We start from the raw sequence: 24,353 nt of genomic DNA, 5'->3' as shown, positions 1-24,353 counted from the left end.
TATATTGCCCATACTTTACTTGCCTTCACTTTATTTATGGCTAGGTTTTATTTGGGGAACATTGCTATTGTGCTATGCAGGCGTAAGACAAGATAAACTATTAGGTTTAACGGCGATATTTATCCTACAGTGCTATATCAGAGTCAGTGATTTTGCAGAAAATTTACATAAACAGACCGCTTACACAAGTCAAGAACAGATCCATATTCAACGTATTTTAAAGCAAGACGGTATGCCGAGTGCGATTGCACAACGAGAAGATGGCAGCCTTGTATATTTATGGTGGCAGGCGGAAACAGCGCTATTTTTGGATCAAAAGTATTTTGCCGAATTACGTTTACGTCCTATCTCTGCCAGATTGAATGAGGGCAATTTTAATCGACAACGCTGGTATATCGCCCAGCACATTTCGGCAACCGCAACCGTCAAAACAGCGCAGAAGCTTACTCAACCATCGCAAGGATTTCGGGCATCTTGGCTTACAAAAATAGCTCAACAGACTCAAGAATTTACCTCTCAAGGGGTGATTTTAGCGCTTGCTTTTGGTGAACGAGCATGGCTTAACCCACAACATTGGCAATATTTTCAGCACACAGCGACGGCACATCTAGTGGCGATTTCTGGTTTGCATATTGCGCTTGTTTTTGCATTGGGGTTTGGGGTTACAAAAGGTGGGCTCTATATTTTAGGGAGCATTTGCTACCGGTTTCAGCTAAAACAAGCGGTGAAAAATCCATATTTTTTTGCAATTTTGGGCGGGTTCTTAACCGCTTGGGGCTATAGTTTTTTAGCTGGATTTAGCATACCAACCGTACGCGCAGTGATAGCAATAAGCCTTATATTAGGCTGCCGTTTGAGTAGACGTTATTATACTGCTGGGCAATTATGGTTACGGTGTGTCACTTTATTGATCGTGTTAGATCCATTCTGTTTGCTTTCCGATAGTTTTTGGCTTTCGATTTTAGCGGTGGCAGGGTTAATCTGTTGGTATCGTTATTTTCCATTATCACATTTTTCAATTTTTGAACGACTGCAGAAAATTTGGGGTGTACGGTATTTGGTGCAATTAATTCATTTGCAAATTGGCATTGCATTTTGTTTTTTACCTGTACAGCTCTATTTTTTCGATGGGCTTTCTGCTTGGGCATTTGTTGCAAATTTATTGGTTGTGCCACTATTTAGTTTACTTGTTGTACCATTAATTTTATTCAGTTTACTGAGTAATAACTTGCTACAGAGTTGGGCATGGGTAGATTGGCTATTACAAATTAATTTAGATGTACTGGAATATTTATCAACAGCATGGTTACCGATTAGTCAGATTATGCAATGGCGTTTAGTCTGTCTTGCCTTATTTTTCTTACTCATTACTTATTATAGGGAGCTGCTTAGAAGTAGGTTAAGTTTAATTATTGTTACCACATTGGCATTGTATCAATGTGGTAGTTGGTGGCTGAATGTAGCTAAATCTGAAGTGGCATGGATACATTTTGATGTTGGACAAGGGTTGGCAATGGCATTTGTTTATACCGATGAAAATGGCAAACGTAAAGTGGTGTTGTATGATACCGGAGCGGGTTGGCAAGGTGGTTCAATGGCAGAGATAGAAATTCTCCCCTATCTGCGCAGAAATGGGCTAACGCTAGAAGCCATTATCGTCAGCCATGATGATAATGATCATGCAGGCGGAGTTAGACCATTATTGCAATATTACCCTTATAGTCGTTTAATTTTATCTGCTAAAAATCGCTATTCGCCAGATTTAGCCGAGGCCTGTGTGGCAGGAAAACAGTGGCAATTTGGACAATTACGTTTTACAGCTGTTTATCCCTATCAAGTGGTTGAGAGAGCAAAAAATGCAGATTCTTGTGTTTTAGTGGGGGAAATAGGTCAGTATCGTATTTTGCTCACTGGGGATAGCGGTACAGCTCAAGAGCGAGAATTTGCCATGCGAGTAGGGAAAATAGATTTTCTTCAAGTTGGGCATCATGGCAGTAAAACCAGTACAAGTTACACGTTACTTGCAGCGACACAGCCACAAGCTGCTTTTATTTCTGCAAGTCGTTTTAATCCTTGGAAAATGCCAAGTTTATCTGTAACAACACGTTTAGATAAACTTGGTATTCAGCATTTTAATACTGCGGATAAAGGGATGATAACGGTATTATTTGAACGGGAGAACTATCGGATTAAAACCGCTAGAAATCATTATAGCCCTTGGTATTCTGACTATTTTGCGAGATAGCCATCACTAAAAACGGCAATACCTTTTTAGAATTTTGTTATAATAAGCACTTTTTAGTAGCAAAGAGATTTCCCTATGGCAACAATTGCAGCAAACCCACTCGTTCTCGTTGATGGTTCATCTTATCTTTATCGTGCTTTTCATGCTTTCCCTCCTTTAACGAATAAACAAGGTGAACCTACCGGTGCAATGTACGGTGTATTGAATATGTTAAAAAGTCTGATTGCACAGGTTGCGCCAAGCCATATTGCGGTAGTGTTTGATGCTAAAGGAAAGACCTTTCGCGATGAGCTGTACGAACAGTATAAATCGCACCGACCGCCTATGCCAGATGAACTGCGTGCCCAAATTCAGCCATTACACGCTATGATTAAAGCGTTGGGTATCCCTCTCATTTCTATTGAAGGCGTGGAAGCAGATGATGTGATTGGGACGCTAGCGGTACAAGCGGCAAAAGATGGTAAGGATGTACTAATCAGCACCGGCGATAAAGATATGGCGCAGTTGGTGAATGAACATATTATGCTGATTAACACCATGAATAATACATTGCTCGATCGTGATGGTGTGGTTGAAAAATATGGTATTCCGCCGGAGCTTATTATTGATTATCTCGCTCTGCTAGGCGATAGCTCAGATAATATCCCTGGGGTAAAAGGTGTAGGCGAGAAAACAGCCATTGCGTTATTGCAAGGTATTGGTTCAATGCGAGAAATTTATGCGAACCTAGATAAAGTGGCAACGCTTAGCTTTCGTGGGGCAAAAACATTTGCGCCTAAATTAGCGGCAGAAAAGGCGATGGCAGATCTCTCTTATACCCTTGCAACCATTAAAACCGATGTTGAATTAGCACTTAGCCATGATCAGCTCATTCCCCAACCACAAAATCGCGATGTGCTAATGGAACTATTCGGACGTTACGAATTTAAACGTTGGCTCAATGAAGTGATGGGAGACAGTAATCCGGTTACTCAAGGTAGCAAGGAGAAAATAGCGAACAAGTATTCCGTAACGCAAGCGGTGGTTTCTGAAGAAAAATTTGCAAAAATAACATTAGATCGTAGCGCTTACCAATGTGTTAATAATGCAGAATTATTTGAACAATGGTTAGAAAAACTACAGCGTGCGAAATTAATTGCCGTAGATACTGAAACCGATAGCTTAGAAGCCGTATCTGCCAAGTTAGTTGGTGTTTCTTTTGCGCTTGAAAATGGTGAGGCGTGTTATATTCCTTTGCAACATCAGGGCATACAAGCGACACAGAGTGATTTATTTGCAGATGATGAGCCACAAATAGGACTATTACCTAATCAGCTTGATTTAAACGAGACGCTCGTCCAATTGAAAGCTATTCTAGAAAACCCTCAGATCCAAAAAATTGGTCAGAATATTAAATATGATTTGACCATTTTTGCCCAGCACGGTATTGAACTACAAGGCGTTGCTTTTGATACTATGCTTGAATCTTATACGCTTAATAGTACTGGGCGACACAATATGGATGATCTTGCTGATCGTTATTTAGGGCATAAAACGATTTCATTTGAAGAGTTAGCTGGTAAAGGCAAAAATCAGCTCACATTTGACCAAATTGAACTGGATAAAGCAACAGAATATGCGGCTGAAGATGCGGATATTACGATGAAGCTGCATCAAGTTCTCTCAAGCGAGTTGGCAAAAGAACCAAGTCTGAAAAAGTTGTTCTCAGAAATAGAAATGCCTCTAGTTTCTGTGTTATCACGAGTAGAACGTAATGGCGTATTAATTGATCCACAACGTTTACTTACCCAATCCAGAGAAATTGAACAGCGTCTTTCGGCGTTGGAGCTGGCAGTGCATCGTGAGGCAGATGAGGTATTTAATCTCGCTTCAACCAAGCAGTTACAAGAGGTTTTATTTGATAAACTGGGATTGCCAGTGATTAAGAAAACGCCAAAAGGAGCACCATCAACGAATGAGGAAGTGTTAGAAGAACTTGCTCAAATGGGGCATGCTGTGCCGAAATTGATTATTGAACATCGAGGTTTAAGTAAGTTGAAATCAACTTATACTGATAAATTGCCACAGATGATTAATCAAAAAACAGGTAGAGTTCATACCTCTTATCATCAAGCGGTAACTGCAACAGGGCGACTTTCTTCAAGTGATCCAAACTTGCAAAATATTCCTATCCGTAATGAAGAGGGCAGACGTATTCGCCAAGCTTTTATTCCACGTGAAGGTTATGTCATACTTGCGGCCGACTATTCGCAAATTGAATTACGGATTATGGCGCATCTTGCTAATGACCAAATGATGATTCAAGCCTTTGCTCAAGGGCAAGATATTCACCGAGCGACAGCTTCTGAAATTTTTGGTGTCTCTTTGGCTGAAGTGAGCAGTGAACAGCGTCGTAGTGCTAAGGCGATTAACTTTGGCTTGATTTATGGCATGTCTGCTTTTGGCTTGTCTAACCAGCTTGGCATTGGGCGTAAAGAGGCTCAAGAATACATAGACAAATATTTCCTGCGTTATCCTGCAGTTCAACAATTTATGCTTGATATTCGAGAAAAAGCAGCAGAGAAAGGTTATGTGGAAACACTGTTTGGGCGTCGTTTATATTTGCCAGAGATTAATTCCAGTAATCAAATTCGCCGTAAAGCGGCGGAACGTTTAGCGATTAACGCACCAATGCAGGGAACAGCAGCAGATATTATTAAAGTCGCAATGATTGGTATTGATAAAGCAATTCAAGGTTGTGATGATATTTTTATGATTATGCAAGTGCATGATGAATTGGTTTTTGAAGTCAGAGCGGATCGAGTAGAGCACTATACGGCTTTAATTAAAGCAGAAATGGAAAAAGCGATTGTGCTGAAAGTGCCACTTATTGCAGAGGTAGGGATTGGGCTGAATTGGGATGAGGCTCATTAATTATGCGTTGATACACGGCGGGGAGACCCCGCCGTTTGCATTTTTATAAAAGTTTTTAGGTTACAGAACTTTGACAATAGCTGAACAGAGCGCATCAATATTTTCATCTGTGATGCCTGCAACATTGATTCGGCCAGATCGAACCGCATAAATTGCAAACTCTTCGCGAAGTCTATCAACTTGCTCAGGGCTTAAGCCACTAAATGAGAACATACCATTCTGGGCGATAATAAAATCAAAATTTTGTGTTGCTCCTTTTTCCTTTAATAGCTGCACAAATTTGGTACGCATTGCTTTAATGCGATTACGCATTTCAGCTAATTCAGCAACCCAATCTGCTTTTAACTGTGGATCAGCGAGTACGGTTGCAACCGCGCTTGCACCATGTGATGAAGGGTTAGAGTAGAGTACACGGATAATTGATTTCACTTGGCTGAAGGCATTATTGGCAATCTCTGCGTTATCTGCAACTAAAGTGAAAGCACCTACGCGCTCATTGTATAAGCCAAAGTTTTTTGAGTAAGAACTTGAAATAAGCACTTCTCGATGATTTTTCACAAAGGTGCGTAAGCCAAACGCATCTTCTTCTAAGCCATTTGCAAAGCCTTGGTAAGCAAAATCAAATAATGGTAGCCAGCCTTTTTCTGCTGACATTTCGGCTAAGGTTTGCCATTGCTCTGGGGTTGGGTCGATACCTGTTGGGTTATGGCAGCAACCGTGGAATAGCACCACATCACCGTGTCCAGCCTGAGAAAGATCCGCAATTAAGTTATCCCAGTCAAGCGCCTTGGTTTCTTTATTATAATAGCGGTATTCTTTGATATTCATGCCTACTGCATTGAAAATCGCATTATGATTTGGCCATGTTGGCGTAGAAATCCATATGTTCTGTGCAGAAGTCTGGCGTTTGATAAATTCCGCAGCAATGCGTAGTGCACCTGTACCACCAAGGCTTTGCGCTGTTTTCGCTCTGCCTTCTTTAATTACATCAGCGTTTTCACCGAATAATAGTGCTTGAGTTTGAGCATTAAAATCGGCGATGCCATCAATAGTTAAATAATTTTTGGTATTTTCTTGAGCAAGTAAGCGTGTTTCCGCTTCTTTTACTGCTTTTACAATCGGGGTTTGACCATTAGCATCTTTATAGACCCCAATACCTAAATTGATTTTTTCGGCACGGGTTTCAGCTTTAAAGGCTTCGCCTAAACCTAAAATAGGATCGGCAGGAGCTGCTTGAATATGACTGAACATTGACATTGTGTTTCCTTATTGATTTTTTGAGTGAAAAAACCCAGAATTTATACGACTAAATGCTTGGTTTTGCAAGTCACAAGCGCTGTTTTTCTGCAGATTTTTTGCAAAATTTACCGTGCTTACTAATTAATTTGAATTATGACTAGACTATTGTATCCTGTGTTTAACAACCATGTCATAAAACGGAGTTTTAAAAAGAGGAAGTTATGCCAATTAGACATAATCATGCTGAGCAACAATTTATATATATAACTGAAGAGGATATTCCAGCGGGTAAGCTTAGCTATCGTTATTTATCGGATGATACGATTGATGCTTATCACACTCGTGTTTTTGATGAATTTCAAGGGAAAGGGATAGCAGGGGAGTTATATAACGCATTGATTACATTTGCACTGGCGCAAAATTTGCGAATTAAACCAAGTTGTAGTTATATTGAGCTGCGTATGCGAAGAAGTCACCCAGAATTAATTGCTTAAGCGTTGGCATAGCAGTATGCAAAAATTAAGGGGACACTGCTAAATTGTCCCCTATGTAGCTATTTTTTACTTATTGCCCCTAAAATACCCCGCATAATTTGCTTGGTCACTTGATTACGCAAATTACGACCAACAGATTTGGCGACATTACCCACTAGCTGTTCTGCCACGGTTTGGTCTTTTTTCTTCTTCGTGCCAAAAATAGCGCCTAAGAACCCACCAAGAATACTTTCTTCTTCCTGTTTGGCAGCTTCTGTGGCCTGTTGCACTGCTTGAGTTTGGGCATTTAATACTTCATAAGCAGATTCATTATCAACATATTGGCTATAGTGTAGATAGAGATCATCTTGCTTAACTAAACTTAAACGCTCATTTTCGCTTAATGGCGAGAGCTGGCTTTGTGGCGGATAAATATACGCAATTTCAACCGGCGTTGGCATACCTTTTTCATCTAAGACCGAAATTAATGCCTCTCCTACGCCTAATTGCGTGATGGCTTCAACCACATTGACATTTGGATTAGCCCGGAAGGTTTCTGCTGCGGCTTTTACTGCTTTTTGATCTTTAGGAGTAAAGGCACGTAAGGCATGTTGAATACGGTTACCAAGCTGACCAAGTACACTTTCGGGCAAATCGAGCGGATTTTGAGTGACAAAATAAACCCCAACACCTTTAGAGCGGATTAATCGCACGACTTGCTCAATTTTATCGACTAGCACTTTGGGCGCACCATCAAAGAGTAAATGCGCTTCGTCAAAAAATAGCACAAATTTCGGTTTCTCAGGGTCGCCTACCTCAGGTAGTTGTTCAAACATTTTTGCCATAAACCAGAGCAAGAATGCGCCATACATTTTTGGTGAGTTGATCAGTTTTTCTGAATTTAACACATTGATCACGCCTCGCCCATCTCGAGTTTGAAACCAATCTTGTAAATCTAGCGCTGGCTCACCAAATAGGCTGGTTGCACCTTCATTTTCTAGTGCGAGCAAGGCGCGTTGAATTGCACCAACACTAGCCGCTGAGACGTTGCCGTATTCTACTTGGAAGGTTTTTGCATTTTCAGCGACAAATTTCAGCATCGCTCGCAGATCTTTAAGATCAATTAATAACAAACCTTTATCGTCAGCAACACGGAAGACCAAATTGAGCAGCCCCTCTTGGGTATCATTCAAATTAAGTAAACGAGCCAGCAGCATCGGGCCCATTTCAGAAATTGTGGTGCGCAGCGGAATACCCGTTTCACCGAATACGTCCCAATAAGAGACCGGGAAACCATTGAGGTAACTTTCTCCGCCTAAATCAAATTGCTCAATACGTTCTGCAATTTTTCCGGAAAAATTGCCCGCTTGCACTAAGCCAGAAAGATCCCCTTTTACATCGACTAAAAAAACGGGAACACCATCATTACTAAAGGTTTCCGCAAGTTTACGTAAAGTAACCGTTTTTCCTGTACCAGTCGCACCGGCAATTAAGCCATGACGGTTTGCCATTTTGGCAGTGAGAGAAATAGGTGTGCCCGTTTTGCCATGGGCGATAGCGTAGTTCATAGTTAATCCTTATTAAACCGAACAAGCGGTTAAGTTTATGCAAAATTTTGCAAATTAGCGTATGCCTTGATTAAAACCTCGTTGCCAATTCTGTTTGAAATGTGTTGGCAGGCTTGCAGCTGTGTAGCCACAATAATTTAAGCGTTGTTGGTACATCTGTTGCTGTTGATTTGCAAAAGATTTTCCCACACGATAACCATCAATATACCAGTCATCACTATCACGACATTGTGTCGTATTTATCCGCTTCGTTGTTGGTTTTGCCGTTTGTTTATTGTGAACAGTAGCGACTGTTTGCGGTTGTGTTCGGAGGTATCGTTCGTAATCTGCGCTATGTGTTTTGACAACAGCCACAGGCTTATTTTCTGGTTGTTTAAAATTTTCTGCTAAAAAGGTTTCAAGAGATTGGCAGCCCGTCAGTAGGGCTGCAGAATAAATTAAGCTTAATTTCAAGTATTGCATTGCTATTAGCGTTTACGGTTATTGATTGGTAAGCGACGTGTTCTGTTTTTAGCCTTCACTTTGGGTAACGGGAATAAGGCTTCACTATCATACTGGCTAACTGGAATTGCATGTCCAATGTAGGCTTCAATTGCAGGTAAATTAACAGCATAGCGTTCACAAGCAAAGCTTATGGATTTGCCACTTTCGCCAGCTCGTCCTGTGCGACCAATACGGTGAACATAATCTTCACGATCATCTGGGAGATCGTAATTGAACACGTGAGTAACATCAGGAATATGCAGACCACGAGCCGCCACATCGGTTGCCACTAGAATATCTAATTCGCCACGGGTGAAACTTTCGAGTAAAGCAAGACGTTTCTTTTGTGCAATATCGCCAGTTAAAATGCCAACACGATGCCCATCTGCGAGTAAATATTGCCATACTTCTTCACATTTGTGTTTGGTGTTGGCGAACACAATGCAACGTTCAGGCCATTCTTCTTCCATTAAGGTGAGTAATAATGCCATTTTATCTTCGTTAGAAGGATAGAAGAGTTCTTCCTGAATACGGTGTCCTGTGCGTTGTTGAGGCTCAATTTCAACATATTCAGCGTTATGCATGTCTTCATAGGCAAGCTCACGTACTCGGGGAGAAAGTGTTGCTGAAAACAACATTGTTAAGCGTTGAGCAGGTTCAGGGCATTTACGCATTAAATAACGAATATCTTTGATAAAACCAAGATCAAACATTCGATCTGCCTCATCTAATACAATCACTTGTATTGCGTTTAGATTTATTACCCCTTGTTTGACATAATCAATTACACGCCCAGTCGTGCCAACCAAAATATCGACACCTTTTTCAATTGCCTGTAGCTGTTTATCATAACCATCGCCACCATAGGCAAGTGCAAGCTTAAAGCCAGAGTGTTTGATGAGCAGCGCTGCATCTGAGGCAATTTGTACTGCTAGTTCACGAGTTGGGGCAAGAATTAAGGCTCTTGGCTGGTTTTTTTCTGTTTGAATATCGTTATTGAGTAAGTGGTGAACGGTTGCGACTAAAAAAGCAAGTGTTTTGCCGGTACCCGTTTGTGCCTGTCCTGCAATATCTTGTCCTGCAAGGGTATGAGGTAAGGTTTTAGCTTGAATTGGAGTACAAAATTCAAAGCCTTTGCTATCTAATGCAGCCAGTACTCGCTCATGAATAGGAAAATCGCTAAAACGTTGTTCTGTAAGGTGTTTTGACATAATTTTGTTCTTTTGCAAAAAATTGTGAAGTTTTAACCGCTTGTTTGGCGGAAAATTATGGGAAAGATAGCATAAAAGGGGAACCTTGAGTAGAGCTCAATAAAGCAGATATTGCAGTTTAGCGCTTTTGTGATTTCCACAGCGTTGAATAACATAGTTCTCTTTGTTTTTATTTTTGAGTAGAATCTTAGCAACTGTATCTCCCCAAAATTTTTGGCAAGATACAGTTGCTAAGTATTCTTTTTAATATAGGAAAATGCCATGGCAACATCAATTACCCTTAAAAATCGCCATTTCTTGCGTTTAATGGATTTTACTCCTGCCGAAATTCAATTCTTATTAGCGCTTTCCGCTAAACTTAAAGCGGATAAAAAAGCGGGCAAGGAAGCAAAAACCTTGCAAGGCAAAAATATCGCACTGATTTTTGAAAAATCTTCTACTCGCACTCGTTGCGCCTTTGAAGTAAGCGCATTTGATCAAGGCGCAAATGTCAGTTATATCGGGCCTTCTGGTTCGCAAATCGGGCATAAGGAGTCAATGAAAGATACTGCGCGCGTGTTGGGTAGAATGTATGACGGCATTCAATATCGTGGTTATGGGCAAGCATTGGTACAAACATTGGCAGATTTCTCGGGTGTACCAGTGTGGAATGGTTTAACTGATGAGTTTCATCCAACGCAAATTTTGGCGGACTTTTTAACAATGCTGGAGCATTGCAACAAGCCGCTAAATCAAATCAAAATGGCCTATCTTGGTGATGCGCGCAATAATATGGGTAACTCTTTTGTGGAAGGCGCAGCACTAATGGGGGTAGATTTACGCTTAGTTGCACCGAAACAGTTTTTTCCTGAACAGGCATTATTAGATGAAGTTGCTGAGCAAGCGGTTAAAAGTGGGGCAAAAATTACTTGCACCGAGGATGTGGCTGAAGGGGTTAAAGATGTGGATTTTATCTATACAGATGTATGGGTTTCCATGGGCGAGCCTGAATCAGCTTGGGTGGAACGTATTGCATTGATGAAACCTTACCAAGTAAATGCAGAATTAATGGCAAAAACGGGTAATCCTAATACGAAATTTATGCATTGCTTACCCGCATTCCATGATGATCAAACAGTGCTGGGTAAAGAGATTGCGGAGAAATATGGTATGAATGGCTTGGAAGTGAGTGATGAAGTGTTTGAAAGTGAAGCATCAATTGTGTTTGATGAAGCTGAAAACCGTATGCACACCATTAAAGCGGTTATGGTGGCAACATTAGGCAATTTTGAATACCCGATGAGTTAATTTCATATAAAAAGCACTACCGCAAAAATAGAAAAATGCGTAAAATATGCAGGAATCTTGCTTACGCAAACGATTACTTAATTAAATTATCAACAAATCAGGAGTATGCCCAATGTTAAATCGTTCAATGAACATTAAAGATTTTGACCCTGTTTTATGGCAGGCAATCCAAGATGAAAATACCCGTCAAGAAGAGCATATCGAACTGATTGCTTCTGAAAACTACGCCAGCCCACGAGTGATGGAAGCGCAAGGCTCACAATTTACGAATAAATACGCAGAGGGCTACCCAGGTAAACGCTATTATGGCGGATGCGAGTATGCAGATATTGTCGAGCAATTAGCGATTGACCGAGCAAAAGAGCTATTTGATTGTGATTATGCTAACGTTCAGCCACATTCTGGTTCGCAAGCAAATGCGGCAGTTTATGGCGCGCTATTACAACCATTAGATACTATTTTAGGTATGAGTCTTGCCCATGGTGGACACTTAACGCACGGCGCAAGCGTCAGTTTCTCAGGCAAAATTTACAAAGCGTTTCAATATGGGATTACTGATGAAGGCGTGATTGATTACGAAGCGTTACGTCAACAAGCGTTAGAAGTGAAGCCTAAAATGATCGTAGGCGGTTTTTCAGCATATTCGCAAGTAGTAGATTGGGCAAAAATGCGTGAAATTGCGGATGAAGTTGGCGCTTATTTATTTGTGGATATGGCGCATGTTGCAGGTTTAATTGCCGCAGGTGTTTACCCAAGCCCATTGCCACATGCTCATGTGGTGACGACTACAACGCATAAAACGTTGGGAGGACCGCGTGGTGGTTTAATTCTTTCAAATGCAAAAGATGAAGAACTTTATAAAAAGCTACAAAGCTCCGTGTTTCCTGCTAATCAAGGTGGGCCATTAGTTCATGTGATAGCAGCAAAAGCAGTCTGTTTCAAAGAAGCCTTAGAGCCTGAATACAAAGTGTATCAACAGCAAGTAGTGAAGAATGCAAAAGCAATGGTGGAGGTGTTTAAGCAGCGTGGCTATAACGTTGTCTCAAACGGTACAGAAAACCACCTATTCTTAGTTGATTTAGTCAGTCATAATTTAACCGGTAAGGCTGCAGATGCGGCTCTCGGTAAGGCGAACATTACTGTAAACAAGAATGCAGTACCAAATGATCCACAAAAACCATTTGTGACTTCGGGTATTCGTGTAGGAACTCCGGCGGTGACTCGTCGTGGTTTTAAAGAAGCTGAAGTGGCGGAATTAGCCGGCTGGATGTGTGATGTATTAGATGCTTGTGGTAAAGAAAATGAAGCGCAGGTGATCGACGCAACCAAAGCGAAAGTGCTGGAAATTTGTCAGCGTTTACCTGTTTATCCTGCATAAGCAAGCGGCTGTTTTTACGAAAAATTTTACAAAAGCCCCGAGGATTCGGGGCTTGCTTTTTGAGAGAATAATGGGCTATTTCTTATTTGGTTATTTTATTTGGATTAATAGCTTGGCGTGGTATTTGATGTATACCGATAAGCGAAAAGCGATGAAAAACGCATGGCGTGTTCCAGAAAGTCATTTACTGGTTTTTGCCCTTGTTGGTGGTTTTATTGGTATATACCTCGGGATGAAATATAACCGACATAAAACGAAACATTGGCAGTTTCATGTTGCTGTAATTTTCTCAGCTTTTCTGTGGCTGCTTGCGATTCCTGCATTCTATCTTTATTTACAGGTTTAGATGTGATACATCATTAAATTGTACTAACGAGGTTTTGCCCTGTTCAACCTGTACGACATTAATCGCAGTATTCATTACAAATTCATGTTTTTCAAGATTACGGAATTCTTGCCAAGGTAAGCCTTTTAGCACAGCAGTAAGCAGGGTCAATGTCATTCCATGGGAAACAATCAAAACGTTATCGCCATCTTGATGGCGTTGTACAATTTGCTCAAATGCTTGGGTCGCACGCTGATAAAGTTGTTCAATAATTTCGCCTTGGCTTTCAATTGCTTGATATTCGGCTGGTTTAGTACGCAGTAGTTTATATTCAGGGTGTTCTGCAAGATCAACGGATTTCTTGCCTTCCCATAAGCCAAAATCGAATTCATTTAAGCCACGATGATGAAAATGTGGAATCGTGCGATCGCCAATAATGTAATCTGCGGTATCTTGAGCGCGTTTTTGCAAACTAGAATAGCACGCTGAAAATGGAATATGGCTAAGCGCTTGCCCTGTCGTTTTTGCACCAAGAATGCCTTCCTCCACTAAATTTGAATTTTGAGAACCTTGTAGTCTGCCCTCTAAATTCCATTCGGTTTTACCGTGGCGGATTAAATAAATATTAATGGACATTTTGTTTTCCTTCGTATTTTTATTAAAATGTGCTAAAAATCAAGCATGCTAGGTATATCTAGCACAACCTTTATTAGTATAACAAAGTATGTGCAATTCTCAATTTCCTGTCATTTTCCAACATTCTGATTTTGTGATAATTAACAAACCTGCGGGTATCAGTGTGCATCGTGATGAGCAAGCGATAGGATTATGCGAAAATCTTGCAAAGCAGCTTAATGTGCCACAAGTCTGGCTTGTTCATCGTTTAGATAAAGTTACTTCTGGCTTGTTGATTTTTGCTTTAAATAAAGAAGCTGCCGCCTATTTTTATCAGCTGTTTGAACATCAACAGATTCAGAAGACTTATTGGGCATTAGCAACGGATAAACCAAAGAAAAAACAAGGCACAATTATTGGTGACATGCAAAAGAGCCGTAATGGGGCTTGGAAATTATGCCATAGTAAAGAAAACCCCGCGATCACTCGCTTTTGTTCACGGAGCCTTGAGCCGAATCTTCGCCATTTTATTTTACAACCTAAAACAGGCAAAACCCACCAGCTACGGGTAGCAATGAAAAGCCTTGGTAGTCCAATTCTAGGCGATACGCTATATGCAGGAACGGTTTCGGATCGCGTTTATCTGCATGCCTATCAATTAGATTTTCTATATCAAGGTGAACAGATTACTGTTTCTACATTGCCCGATATAGCAAGCGGTCAATTTTGGCAAAAAATCTGCAAAGAGGGATGATCAATAATATTCATCATTTAATTCATCAAACGCTGAGCCTTCTTCAAATAGGCTTTCCATAAATTCGGCAACAGTTTTCTTTCCCTCTTTGCCTAAGCCAAAAACATTAATATCGCTGATTGAGGAGGATTTCCGTACGCGGACAATCGCTTGTGGAAATTCTTCCCCCACACGCTGTTCAACAATTTCCATCATTCTGGCAAATTTGTTTTCTTCCATCTTCTGCATATTCGCAATACGGATATCAATAGTTGCGGTCATACTATTCCTCTGGTTATTTATATACTGAATTAATAAACAGTATAACCGAAAAATAAAACCTGTCAATAAATACAGTAGGTTGTTTTAGATCAATATTTATAGAAAGAGGCTAAATATTTAAGCTGAAAAGTTTCTGACAAATCTTAATTTTTTTGACATTTATCAAATAAAAATCGGATTCCACTCTTTAGAATGGCAACAACTTTAACAAAGGTTACAACTTAGTAACCATAATCATAGGGATGGTAAAAATGAAAAAAACAACATTAGCACTTATGTTAGGTTCTGCTTTAGTAGCAGGTTCAGCAATGGCTCACGAGGCAGGTTCAACACACTTCCGTGTAGGTGGTGTTTTTGTCAATGCAAACTCTCATTCTAAAACAACAACATCCACTGAGGTAAAATTAGATGTACGTGATAACCAACAATTAGGTTTAACGGCAACCTATATGTTTACTGACAATATCGGTGTGGAATTATTAGGTGCAACACCATTCTCTCACAATATTGATGCAACAGTACCGGCAGTTAATGCAGTATTGAATAAAGCAGTAAAAGTAAAACACTTACCACCAAGTCTTTATATGCAATACTATTTCTTAGATAAAGATGCAGCTGCTCGTCCGTATTTAGGTGCAGGTGTAAACTACACTCGTTTCTTCAATGCGAAATCACAAAATGCAGCCGTTACTGATTTACAAGTGAAAAAACATTCGTTTGGTCCAGTCGTAAACGGTGGTATTGATATTAAAGTCGCAAACAATGTTTATTTGAATGCTGCAATGTGGTACACCCATATCCGCACTAAGGCAAACTTCAAAGCATTAGGCTTAGATCACGAAGTAAAAATCAAGCTTGATCCAGTTATCTACTTCGCAGGTTTAACTTACAAATTCTAAATTTATTAGAAAGCAAAACGCCAGCGTTAAGCTGGCGTTTTGCTTTGGCGTTATTCCCACTCAATGGTCGCTGGTGGTTTACCTGAGACATCATAAACGACACGAGAAACACCGTGTACTTCGTTGATAATACGATTAGAGATTTTGCCGAGTAACTCATACGGCAGATGCGCCCAGTGAGCGGTCATAAAGTCAATGGTTTGCACTGCACGTAGTGAAAGCACCCAATCGTATTTACGCCCATCGCCCATTACACCAACGGATTTCACTGGCAGGAATACGGTAAAGGCTTGGCTGACTTGGTAGTACCAATCTGCATTGTGTAATTCTTCCATAAAAATTGCATCGGCTTGGCGTAGAATATCGCAGTATTCTTTTTTCACTTCGCCTAATACACGTACGCCTAATCCCGGTCCAGGGAATGGGTGGCGGTTGAGCATTTCCGCAGGTAAGCCTAAGGCTAAGCCAATTTTACGCACTTCATCTTTAAAGAGTTCACGCAGCGGTTCCACTAAGCCTAATTTCATATAATCAGGTAAGCCGCCGACATTGTGGTGCGATTTGATCACGTGGGCTTTACCGGTTTTGCTGGCAGCAGATTCAATCACATCAGGATAAATTGTGCCTTGTGCTAACCATTTCACAGACGGCAGTTTTTTAGATTCATCATCAAATACATCAACGAAAACTTTACCAATAATTTTGCGTTTCGCTTCTGGCTCATCAACGCCTGCTAATTCACTCAGGAAGCGATTTTCGGCATTCACACGCACAATGTTTAAGCCAAATTTATCGCCAAACATTTCCATTACTTGATCGCCTTCATTTAAGCGGAGTAAGCCGTTATCCACAAATACGCAGCGTAGGTTTCTACCGATGGCACGGTGTAGTAGAAGTGCTGTAACAGAGGAATCCACCCCGCCAGATAATCCTAAGATCACTTCATCATTACCCACTTGTTCACGAATGCGTTTTACTGCATCTTCAATAATGTTTTCCGCCGTCCAGTTGGTTTCACAAGCGCAAATATTTACCACAAAGTTTTGTAATAATTCCAAGCCTTTTTTGGTGTGGGTTACTTCTGGGTGGAATTGCACGCCATAGAATTTACGGCTTTCATCAGACATCGCCGCAATCGGGCAGGTTGGTGTTTTGGCGGTAACTTGGAAGTTGGTTGGGAGTTGCGTAACTTTATCGCCATGACTCATCCACACATCAAGCTGTGTACAAGCGGTTGGATTTTCCAATAAATTTGCAAAAAGGCTATCTTGATTTGCCACTTCAACCGCCGCATAGCCAAATTCACGGTGATCGGAATTTTCGGTTAAACCGCCAAGTTGCATTGCCATGGTTTGCATACCGTAGCAAATACCGAGCACCGGCACGCCAGCGTTAAACACATATTCAGGTGCACGCGGGCTATTTGCTTCTGTGGTACTTTCAGGGCCGCCAGAAAGGATAATCCCTGTCGGATTAAATTCACGAATTTGTGCTTCGGTTACGTCCCAAGCCCAAAGTTCACAATACACCCCAATTTCACGCACACGACGTGCAATAAGCTGGGTATATTGTGAACCGAAGTCTAAAATTAAAATTTTATGGTGGTGGATGTTTGTCATGATGGTTTCTCTTTGTTTAAATAAAGCGGTAGGGGGGATTGAATAATCCTTAAAAAGCCTGTTAGTAACAAAGCGGCTTAGCACCTTTAAGATTGGTATAGGTTAAAATCAGTGAACGAGCTTGTTCGAAGCTCTGTTTTGCTTGAAATCTTTGGGCATTGAGTTGCAGAATTTCGTATTTAGCAAAGGGTTTTTTCTCTGCATCAAGCAGTGTAAATAGATTTTCTCTTATTGGGCTAAGGTGGACGGCTTCCGTTTCATTGAGAGAATAAGAACCGTCAGTGTGGCAGCTATAATCATAAATTTTAACTAAACCACTCGGATGGAATTTCAAAACACGATACTGGCTTTCAACGGGTTGCATCGCCCAATAGCCTTGATAGATTTCTGATTTCAGGTCTTTAGCATTAAATGATGAGCCACTATTACTGCTACAAGCGGTCAAAATAAAAGCAGAAAATGCAAAACTGGCAATAGAAGAAAATTTCATTGGAAAATAGAGCAAAAATAAAAAGCGTATTGTACCTGATAATCAAAAAATAGGGCGGAGCAGATGCTGTTCCGCCCAAGTTTTTTTATCAATTAGAACGATAATTTGGAGCTTCTTTGGTAATGGTTACATCGTGAACGTGGCTCTCTTTAATGCCAGCACCGCTGATGCGTACAAATTGTGCTTTGGTACGGAGTTCTTCAATGGTGGCACAGCCCGTTAAGCCCATACAAGAACGCAAGCCACCCATTTGTTGATGGATAATCTCTTTTAAGTAGCCTTTGTAAGGGATACGTCCTTCAATGCCTTCAGGCACTAATTTATCAGCAGCATTGTCCGATTGGAAATAGCGATCTGATGAGCCTTTCGCCATAGCGCCGAGCGAGCCCATACCGCGGTATGATTTAAATGCACGACCTTGGTATAGTTCAATTTCCCCAGGGGCTTCTTCTGTACCTGCAAACATTGAACCGACCATCACACAGCTTGCCCCAGCAGCAATCGCTTTGGCAATATCGCCAGAGTAGCGGATACCGCCATCGGCAATCACAGGAATGCCACGCTCTTTTAATGCTGCTGCAGCATCAGCAATCGCGGTAATTTGTGGCACGCCCACACCGGTTACGATACGAGTAGTACAGATTGAGCCTGGTCCAATCCCCACTTTTACTGCACTTGCACCTGCATCAGCCAGAGCAATTGCCCCTTCAGCAGTGGCAATGTTACCTGCGATAATCGGTAGGTTAGGGTATTTAGCACGAGTTTCACGTACACGTTGTAAAACGCCTTCAGAGTGACCGTGTGAGCTATCGATGAGTAATACGTCCACACCGGCTTCGACTAATGCCGCAATACGTTCTTCGTTACCTGGGCCTGCGCCAACTGCAGCACCAACACGCAAGCGACCTAATTCATCTTTACACGCATTCGGTTTGCTTTCCGCTTTTTGGAAATCTTTTACGGTGATCATGCCTTTAAGTTTGAAATTGTCGTCCACCATTAACATTTTTTCGATACGGTTTTCGTGCATCAATTCCAAAATATCTTCACGGCTGGTACCTTCTTTCACGGTAACAAGGCGATCTTTCGGTGTCATCATTTCAGCAACAGTTTTATTAAGATCTTTCACAAAGCGGGTATCTCGTCCGGTCACAATGCCGACTAAATCACCATGACTATCCACAACTGGATAACCTTGCCAACCGTTTTTCTTGGCTAACTCAGAAAGTTCACGCAAAGTTAATTCTGGGCTAACGGTTACTGGCTCGGTGATAATGCCATTTTCAAATTTTTTCACACGGCGAACACGATCCGCTTGGCGCTCAATCGACATATTTTTATGGATAAATCCAATACCGCCTTCTTGAGCGAGAGAAATTGCAAGTTTAGCTTCAGTTACCGTATCCATTGCTGCTGAAAGCATTGGGATATTGAGCGTAATGTCTTTGGTGAGTTGAGTAGAGAGGTTGGCTGTATTGGGAAGCACAGTAGAATGTGCAGGGACAAGAAGTACATCATCAAAGGTGAGCGCTTCTTTTGCGATTCTAAGCATTGCAATAGTTCCTTAAATTTAAAAGTTTGAAAAGTAAATTGGGAAAAATTGCGGGCGGATTATACAGATTGGAATTAAGCTTGTAAAATAAAAAATGAGTAAATGCAAACGTTTTCGTTGCTTTTTAAGCAGTAAAAGAATGAAAAAAACGCAAGCGGATCGTTTTTGCAAAAATTTTACAAGAAACGAGCGCTTGCGTTGCGTTAATAAGGCACTAAACAATTTCGTGATATAACTCTTGATATTGCTGTGCCACCTTTGCCCAACCAAAATCTTGTGCCAGTGCATTTTGACGCACACTGGACCAGAGTTTATTTTTCTTCCATAAATTAATTGCCCGATAAACAGCATCAGCAAAGGCATCGGCGCTTGGGTAATCAAAGACAAAACCTGTTGCGCTGCGGTTTTCGATGGTTTCTTTATGGCTATCGACAACGGTATCGGCTAATCCACCGGTGCGGCGAACTAATGGCAATGTCCCGTATTTTAAACCATAAAGCTGAGTTAAACCGCAAGGCTCGAAACGGCTTGGCACTAAAATCACATCACCGCCGGCAATAATTTGGTGTGAAAGTGCTTCATCATAGCCAATTTTGATGCCAATTTTGTCTGGATAGCGGGATTGTGCTTCACGCAATGCCCATTCTAAATCAGGGGAACCGCTGCCAAGAACGATGATTTGTACATCTTGTTGCATAATTTCATCAATTTTGGCAAGCAGGAAATCTGCGCCTTTTTGTTCAGTTAGACGTGTAACCATAACAAAGAGCAGTGCATCTTTATTTTCAGGTAAACTAAAGTAACGCTGTAATTCAGCTTTGTTTTTCGCTTTGCCATGCATATAGTTTGGGCGATAGTTTGCGACGATATTGGCATCACTTTCTGGGTTCCATACTTCTTCATCAACACCATTTAAAATCCCGCGTAATCTGCCTTCAGCTTGGCGTGTTTGTAATAATCCATGCAAGCCAGCACCGGCGATGGGTTCGGTAATTTCACGGGCATAAGTTGGGCTAACAGTGGTGATTTTATCTGAGAAGTATAAACCTGATTTTAGGTAGGACATTTCCCCATAAAATTCTAAGCCATTTGGGTGGAAAAATTCCCAAGGCAAGCCAAGCTCTCCAATATGATAGGCTTGGAATCGTCCAAGATAGGCAATGTTATGAATAGTAAAGACACTTTTAACGGGACTATTCCAACTTTTTAAGTAAGCACAAGCTAAACCTGCTTGCCAATCATGAGCGTGTAACACATCCGCTCGTCCCCACCAGTGGTCTAAGCCTGAAGCAAGCTGTGCGCCAACTAAGCCAAGGAGTGCAAAACGTTTGTAGTTATCCCAGTAATCGTTATAGTTATCATCGTAATAAGGCAAACGGCGGGCGAAGAGGTGTGGCGCATCAATTAAGTAAACGCCTAAGCCGTTAAATTCGGTATAGCGAATGGAGATCATTCCTGCAAAAGTGCCAATGTTTGCAACCTCAACACTTTCTCCCATTTTTTCTGCAACTTGTGGATAAAGTGGGAGCAACACCCGCACATCATTGCCTAATTTTTGCTGTGCGTAAGGAAGAGCCCCCATTACATCTGCTAATCCGCCAGTTTTGATAAGCGGATACATTTCCGAGCAAACATGTAAAATTTTCATTGAACTTAAACCTACGTTGATTTGTAAAATTTCTAGCCAAAAGAACCGCTTGTTTAGGGCAGGTTTGCACCCGCCCAAGAAGGAATGTTGTTTAAGCCTTATCTTTTGCCATTTTATCTAACATTTTTTGCGAGACAAGCACAATCCCGCCTTTGCTAATGCGGAAGTATTTCGCATCTTGTACGGCATCAACACCGATTTGTAAACCATCAGGAATAGTACAGTGGCGATCGATAACAGCACGTTTAATCACACAATTTTTACCAATATCGACTTGTGGCATAATCACCGCTTCTTCAATAACGGTTTCTTCTGCGACTGTTACACGGTTGAACAGTACTGATTTACTGATTTCTGCATCCGTGATTACACAGCCACCCGCAATAAGAGAATTATCAAGGGTTCTAGCGCGAGGTTTGTTATAGAAGAAACGAGCTGGTGCAGTTTGTTGTGGGCGTCCGTGGATTGGCCAAGACTCATCATATAAATCTAGCTGTGGTTTTTCACTCACAAGATCCATATGTGCAGCCCAATAGCTATCAATAGTGCCGACATCGCGCCAGTAGATTGCGCCTGTTGTATTACGACCTTCGCAAGAACGTTCGAATGGGTGGGCATAAATAACACCTTGCTCTACTGCTTTTGGAATAATGTCTTTACCAAAATCGTGTGAAGTGTTTGGATCGCTCACCTCATTTTCGAGCATTTCATAGAGATAATCTGCATCAAATACATAAATCCCCATAGACGCAAGTGATGAATTTGGTTTGTCTGGTATCGCTGGTGGGTCAGCCGGTTTTTCAACGAATGCTTGGACTTTCAGTTTTTCATTAACAGCCATTACACCAAATTCGGTTGCTTGTTCACGAGGGACTTCAATACAACCTACGGTACATTTCGCGCCAGAATCGACATGATCTTCTAACATTTTGTTGTAATTCATCTTATAGATATGGTCACCTGCGAGGATAATGACGTATTTTGGACGGTAGTGCGATTTCATCATTTCCATATTTTGATATACCGCATCGGCAGTGCCACGATACCATGTGTTCTCATCAATTTGCTGACGAGCTGGTAACATGTCGATATATTGATTACGCTCGTAAGGCAAGAAGGACCAACCACGTTGTAAATGGCGGAGAAGTGAGTGAGCAGCGTACTGAGTAATTACACCAACTTTAAGTAGATTAGAGTTGATACAGTTAGAGAGTGCGAAGTCGATAATACGGCGACTACCTCCGAAATAAACGGCCGGTTTGGCACGTTTATCGGTGAGTTCATATAAGCGAGAGCCGCGTCCGCCGGCGAGAATTAACACTAGCGTTTGTCCTGTTAGGTTACGGCGAGAAGTAGTTTCTTGTGTGAGCATATTATGTCCTCCATCATTTGAAGAGTTTAATTTAATTCTTTTGCAGTACGCATACTCCAATATCCTTTAGAGCAACCGCAAGCGTATCCGTCAGCAGAGTCGTATTTTCTTTACCCAAAAGAATTTGCCATTTTCCCTTAGGCAGTAAGAACTGTTGCATGCTTTGTTTAGCATTGATCAAGAGCAACCATTTGTCTTCCAGCAGAATTTGTATGGCTTTTATTTGATTGTTATTCCAATCTGCTTGTTGCAGAGGGGTGCCATTTGTACTAAGCCAAGAGACGAGTTCGTTATCCCACCATTTGTGATAACGTGATAACAATGGAATTTGTTTACGCAGAGCAATTAAGTTTGCCGTGTAATCTATTAATGAATGATCAGCGTTTTGCCAATCTAGCCAAGAAATCTCATTATCTTGACAATAACTATTGTTATTACCCTGCTGGCTATTACCCATTTCATCACCTGCAAGCAGCATTGGTGTGCCTGCAGACAGCAGGAGAGTTGCCAATAATGCACGGCGAGCATGGTTGCGTTTATCTAAAATAATAGGGTTATTACTCGCACCTTCTTCGCCAAAGTTATAGCTAAAATTGTGGTTATGTCCGTCCTGATTTTGTTCACCGTTTGCTGCATTATGTTTGTCGTTGTAACTCACTAAATCTTGCAGGGTGAAGCCATCGTGAGCGGTGATAAAATTAATACTGTTATAAGGTTTTTTTTGCTCACCGAATATGTCGTCGCTACCTGCAAAACGACGGGCAAAAACATCTAAACGCCCGCTTTGGTGTAAGAAAAAAGCTCGCATATCATCACGATAGCGATCATTCCATTCGGCAAAAGGCTTAGGGAAAGAACCGAGTTGGTAGCCATTAATGCCAATATCCCAAGGCTCAACAATCAGTTTTACGTGATCCAGCGTTGAGTTACTCATAATTGCGGTGAAAAATGCCGAACGATCTGAAAATGTTGGCGTTCTACCGAGTACGCCACCTAAATCAAAACGGAAACCATCGACATGGCACTCTTTAACCCAGTAGCAGAGGCAGTCAATGACCCAGCGTAATACGATTAAATCAGAAGAAACATTCAAGGTGTTACCACAACCGCTCCAGTTGTGATAATTACCATCTTCAGTTAGCCAGTAGTAGGCTTGATTATCAATTCCGCGTTGCGACAGCATCGGACCATCTTTGCCACCTTCCGCAGTATGGTTAAATACTACGTCCATGATCACTTCAATTCCTTCCGCATGAAGCGTTTTAACGAGTTGTTTAAATTCCGTGAGTGGATCTTGTTTATTCGCGGCAAGTTTTGGATCAACGGCAAAATGACCAAGCACGTTATAGCCCCAGTAATTAGATAGCCCTAAGCGCTGTAAATGAGGCTCATCAATGTGGTAGGTGATTGGTAGAAGCTCAACTGCGGTAATTCCTAGTTTTTTTAAATAATTCACGGAAGCGGGGTGAGCCAAGCCGGCAAAGGTGCCTCGTAAATGTGGTGGCACAGCAGGATTCATTTGACTAAATCCTTTGACATGTGTTTCATAAATCACTGTTTCTTGCCAAGGCACAAAAGGCTTATAATCTCCTCCCCATTCAAAGCCCTCTCGATTAATCACTATAGATTTTGGTGCCAAATGCGCATTATCTCGCCCGTCATTCCAGATAAACCATTTTGCGGTTTGTTCGCTAGATAAATCAGGCGAACCGCTAATCGCGTTAGCATAAGGGTCAATAAGTAATTTCTCTGGGTTAAACAGATGACCGATTGCCTCATCGCTCTTGCCAGCAACACGAAAGCCATACTCTGTTCCTGCGTTAAGCTCTTCAACAAAGAGATGCCAAATGTCGCCAGTTTTGCTCATGGGTAGTCGTATTTCCCCCCGATTTTTGCAAAAAATACACAATTCTACACCGCTTGCATGTTGCGAAAAGAGTGCAAAATTGACCCCATTTATACCGTTAATTTCAGTTAAACGGCTGCCAAGAGGAAAAGGTCTACCAGCTTGATATTTCATC

At 41.4% G+C, this 24,353-nt stretch carries 20 protein-coding genes; 8 read left to right on the top strand and 12 right to left on the bottom strand.

The window, feature by feature from the left end:
• Window positions 1-4 precede the first annotated feature (4 nt).
• Together EDC51_RS02260 and polA are read left to right on the top strand one after the other, a co-directional pair.
• Window positions 5-2,245, top strand: coding sequence for a DNA internalization-related competence protein ComEC/Rec2 (locus EDC51_RS02260; protein WP_322788380.1), 2,241 nt, complete (start codon window positions 5-7; stop codon window positions 2,243-2,245).
• A 75-nt stretch (window positions 2,246-2,320) separates the two neighbouring features.
• Window positions 2,321-5,158 carry a DNA polymerase I gene (gene polA, locus EDC51_RS02255; protein ID WP_131928066.1) on the top strand — a complete coding sequence of 946 codons (2,838 nt, stop codon included), beginning with the start codon at window positions 2,321-2,323 and terminating at the stop codon, window positions 5,156-5,158.
• Window positions 5,159-5,218: 60 nt separating this feature from the next.
• Here polA and EDC51_RS02250 read toward each other — a convergent pair whose 3' ends face one another.
• Window positions 5,219-6,409: an amino acid aminotransferase gene (locus tag EDC51_RS02250; protein ID WP_172635301.1), complete on the bottom strand. Its 1,191-nt coding sequence runs from the start codon at window positions 6,407-6,409 to the stop codon at window positions 5,219-5,221.
• A 209-nt stretch (window positions 6,410-6,618) separates the two neighbouring features.
• Here EDC51_RS02250 and EDC51_RS02245 point away from each other — a divergent pair, with 209 nt between their 5' ends.
• Window positions 6,619-6,891, top strand: a complete 273-nt coding sequence (locus EDC51_RS02245) for a GNAT family N-acetyltransferase (protein ID WP_015432661.1) — start codon at window positions 6,619-6,621, stop codon at window positions 6,889-6,891.
• Window positions 6,892-6,950: 59 nt separating this feature from the next.
• Here EDC51_RS02245 and EDC51_RS02240 read toward each other — a convergent pair whose 3' ends face one another.
• From EDC51_RS02240 to rhlB, 3 genes are read right to left on the bottom strand one after another with little or no spacing between them, the layout of a single operon-like run.
• Window positions 6,951-8,438, bottom strand: a complete 1,488-nt coding sequence (locus tag EDC51_RS02240) for a helicase HerA-like C-terminal domain-containing protein (protein WP_015432660.1) — start codon at window positions 8,436-8,438, stop codon at window positions 6,951-6,953.
• Between the two features lie 54 nt (window positions 8,439-8,492).
• Entirely contained in the window at window positions 8,493-8,900 is a 408-nt protein-coding gene (locus tag EDC51_RS02235; protein ID WP_125134815.1) for a hypothetical protein, read from the bottom strand.
• A 5-nt stretch (window positions 8,901-8,905) separates the two neighbouring features.
• The gene (rhlB, locus tag EDC51_RS02230) at window positions 8,906-10,132 is read right to left on the bottom strand and encodes an ATP-dependent RNA helicase RhlB (protein WP_064319036.1); all 1,227 of its coding nucleotides are present in this window, start codon (window positions 10,130-10,132) and stop codon (window positions 8,906-8,908) included.
• Window positions 10,133-10,393: 261 nt separating this feature from the next.
• Between rhlB and argF the strand changes: the two genes are divergently transcribed.
• The 3 genes from argF to EDC51_RS02215 all read left to right on the top strand — a co-directional run bounded on the left by argF (window position 10,394) and on the right by EDC51_RS02215 (window position 13,143).
• Window positions 10,394-11,419 (top strand): ornithine carbamoyltransferase, encoded by a 1,026-nt coding sequence (gene argF / locus EDC51_RS02225; protein ID WP_131928065.1) that lies wholly within the window; start codon window positions 10,394-10,396, stop codon window positions 11,417-11,419.
• A gap of 112 nt (window positions 11,420-11,531) precedes the next feature.
• On the top strand, window positions 11,532-12,797 hold the full coding sequence (gene glyA / locus EDC51_RS02220; RefSeq protein ID WP_015432656.1) for a serine hydroxymethyltransferase: 1,266 nt from the start codon (window positions 11,532-11,534) through the stop codon (window positions 12,795-12,797).
• A gap of 70 nt (window positions 12,798-12,867) precedes the next feature.
• The gene (locus EDC51_RS02215; RefSeq protein WP_015432655.1) at window positions 12,868-13,143 is read left to right on the top strand and encodes a DUF1294 domain-containing protein; all 276 of its coding nucleotides are present in this window, start codon (window positions 12,868-12,870) and stop codon (window positions 13,141-13,143) included.
• Here EDC51_RS02215 and EDC51_RS02210 read toward each other — a convergent pair.
• Window positions 13,132-13,758: a histidine phosphatase family protein gene (locus EDC51_RS02210; protein WP_025289426.1), complete on the bottom strand. Its 627-nt coding sequence runs from the start codon at window positions 13,756-13,758 to the stop codon at window positions 13,132-13,134. The two genes, EDC51_RS02215 and EDC51_RS02210, sit on opposite strands and share 12 nt — an antisense overlap.
• Before the next feature lie 88 nt (window positions 13,759-13,846).
• Between EDC51_RS02210 and EDC51_RS02205 the strand changes: the two genes are divergently transcribed.
• Window positions 13,847-14,491 (top strand): TIGR01621 family pseudouridine synthase, encoded by a 645-nt coding sequence (locus tag EDC51_RS02205; RefSeq protein WP_131928064.1) that lies wholly within the window; start codon window positions 13,847-13,849, stop codon window positions 14,489-14,491.
• On the opposite strand, the gene EDC51_RS02200 is transcribed toward EDC51_RS02205, so the two are convergent.
• Window positions 14,492-14,752, bottom strand: coding sequence for a DinI-like family protein (locus EDC51_RS02200; RefSeq protein ID WP_015432652.1), 261 nt, complete (start codon window positions 14,750-14,752; stop codon window positions 14,492-14,494).
• A 251-nt stretch (window positions 14,753-15,003) separates the two neighbouring features.
• Between EDC51_RS02200 and EDC51_RS02195 the strand changes: the two genes are divergently transcribed.
• On the top strand, window positions 15,004-15,651 hold the full coding sequence (locus EDC51_RS02195; protein ID WP_064319040.1) for an OmpW/AlkL family protein: 648 nt from the start codon (window positions 15,004-15,006) through the stop codon (window positions 15,649-15,651).
• Window positions 15,652-15,701: 50 nt separating this feature from the next.
• Here EDC51_RS02195 and guaA read toward each other — a convergent pair whose 3' ends face one another.
• The 6 genes from guaA to glgX form a co-directional block, all read right to left on the bottom strand.
• The gene (guaA, locus tag EDC51_RS02190) at window positions 15,702-17,270 is read right to left on the bottom strand and encodes a glutamine-hydrolyzing GMP synthase (protein ID WP_131928063.1); all 1,569 of its coding nucleotides are present in this window, start codon (window positions 17,268-17,270) and stop codon (window positions 15,702-15,704) included.
• 61 nt (window positions 17,271-17,331) lie between these two features.
• Window positions 17,332-17,760, bottom strand: coding sequence for a hypothetical protein (locus EDC51_RS02185; RefSeq protein ID WP_131928062.1), 429 nt, complete (start codon window positions 17,758-17,760; stop codon window positions 17,332-17,334).
• Between the two features lie 88 nt (window positions 17,761-17,848).
• Window positions 17,849-19,312 (bottom strand): IMP dehydrogenase, encoded by a 1,464-nt coding sequence (gene guaB / locus EDC51_RS02180; RefSeq protein WP_131928061.1) that lies wholly within the window; start codon window positions 19,310-19,312, stop codon window positions 17,849-17,851.
• Between the two features lie 214 nt (window positions 19,313-19,526).
• On the bottom strand, window positions 19,527-20,960 hold the full coding sequence (gene glgA / locus EDC51_RS02175; protein ID WP_025289419.1) for a glycogen synthase GlgA: 1,434 nt from the start codon (window positions 20,958-20,960) through the stop codon (window positions 19,527-19,529).
• Window positions 20,961-21,051: 91 nt separating this feature from the next.
• Entirely contained in the window at window positions 21,052-22,332 is a 1,281-nt protein-coding gene (gene glgC, locus EDC51_RS02170) for a glucose-1-phosphate adenylyltransferase (RefSeq protein WP_064319047.1), read from the bottom strand.
• 31 nt (window positions 22,333-22,363) lie between these two features.
• Window positions 22,364-24,352 carry a glycogen debranching protein GlgX gene (gene glgX, locus EDC51_RS02165; protein WP_170169264.1) on the bottom strand — a complete coding sequence of 663 codons (1,989 nt, stop codon included), beginning with the start codon at window positions 24,350-24,352 and terminating at the stop codon, window positions 22,364-22,366.
• Window position 24,353: the final 1 nt, after the last annotated feature.

Source organism: Bibersteinia trehalosi, assembly GCF_004346205.1.
GTDB classification, from domain to species: domain Bacteria; phylum Pseudomonadota; class Gammaproteobacteria; order Enterobacterales; family Pasteurellaceae; genus Bibersteinia; species Bibersteinia trehalosi.
Note: the sequence above shows the minus strand (reverse complement) of the source record. Positions and strands in the feature narration are given on the sequence as shown.

Bases quoted from the DNA above. Each gene is read 5' to 3' on its own strand.
- polA (WP_131928066.1), top strand. From the start codon at position 2,321: ATGGCAACAATTGCAGCAAACCCACTCGTTCTCGTTGATGGTTCATCT.
- EDC51_RS02250 (WP_172635301.1), bottom strand. From the start codon at position 6,409: ATGTTCAGTCATATTCAAGCAGCTCCTGCCGATCCTATTTTAGGTTTA.
- EDC51_RS02245 (WP_015432661.1), top strand. From the start codon at position 6,619: ATGCCAATTAGACATAATCATGCTGAGCAACAATTTATATATATAACT.
- EDC51_RS02240 (WP_015432660.1), bottom strand. From the start codon at position 8,438: ATGAACTACGCTATCGCCCATGGCAAAACGGGCACACCTATTTCTCTC.
- EDC51_RS02235 (WP_125134815.1), bottom strand. From the start codon at position 8,900: ATGCAATACTTGAAATTAAGCTTAATTTATTCTGCAGCCCTACTGACG.
- rhlB (WP_064319036.1), bottom strand. From the start codon at position 10,132: ATGTCAAAACACCTTACAGAACAACGTTTTAGCGATTTTCCTATTCAT.
- argF (WP_131928065.1), top strand. From the start codon at position 10,394: ATGGCAACATCAATTACCCTTAAAAATCGCCATTTCTTGCGTTTAATG.
- glyA (WP_015432656.1), top strand. From the start codon at position 11,532: ATGTTAAATCGTTCAATGAACATTAAAGATTTTGACCCTGTTTTATGG.
- EDC51_RS02215 (WP_015432655.1), top strand. From the start codon at position 12,868: ATGGGCTATTTCTTATTTGGTTATTTTATTTGGATTAATAGCTTGGCG.
- EDC51_RS02210 (WP_025289426.1), bottom strand. From the start codon at position 13,758: ATGTCCATTAATATTTATTTAATCCGCCACGGTAAAACCGAATGGAAT.
- EDC51_RS02205 (WP_131928064.1), top strand. From the start codon at position 13,847: ATGTGCAATTCTCAATTTCCTGTCATTTTCCAACATTCTGATTTTGTG.
- EDC51_RS02200 (WP_015432652.1), bottom strand. From the start codon at position 14,752: ATGACCGCAACTATTGATATCCGTATTGCGAATATGCAGAAGATGGAA.
- EDC51_RS02195 (WP_064319040.1), top strand. From the start codon at position 15,004: ATGAAAAAAACAACATTAGCACTTATGTTAGGTTCTGCTTTAGTAGCA.
- guaA (WP_131928063.1), bottom strand. From the start codon at position 17,270: ATGACAAACATCCACCACCATAAAATTTTAATTTTAGACTTCGGTTCA.
- EDC51_RS02185 (WP_131928062.1), bottom strand. From the start codon at position 17,760: ATGAAATTTTCTTCTATTGCCAGTTTTGCATTTTCTGCTTTTATTTTG.
- guaB (WP_131928061.1), bottom strand. From the start codon at position 19,312: ATGCTTAGAATCGCAAAAGAAGCGCTCACCTTTGATGATGTACTTCTT.
- glgA (WP_025289419.1), bottom strand. From the start codon at position 20,960: ATGAAAATTTTACATGTTTGCTCGGAAATGTATCCGCTTATCAAAACT.
- glgC (WP_064319047.1), bottom strand. From the start codon at position 22,332: ATGCTCACACAAGAAACTACTTCTCGCCGTAACCTAACAGGACAAACG.
- glgX (WP_170169264.1), bottom strand. From the start codon at position 24,352: ATGAAATATCAAGCTGGTAGACCTTTTCCTCTTGGCAGCCGTTTAACT.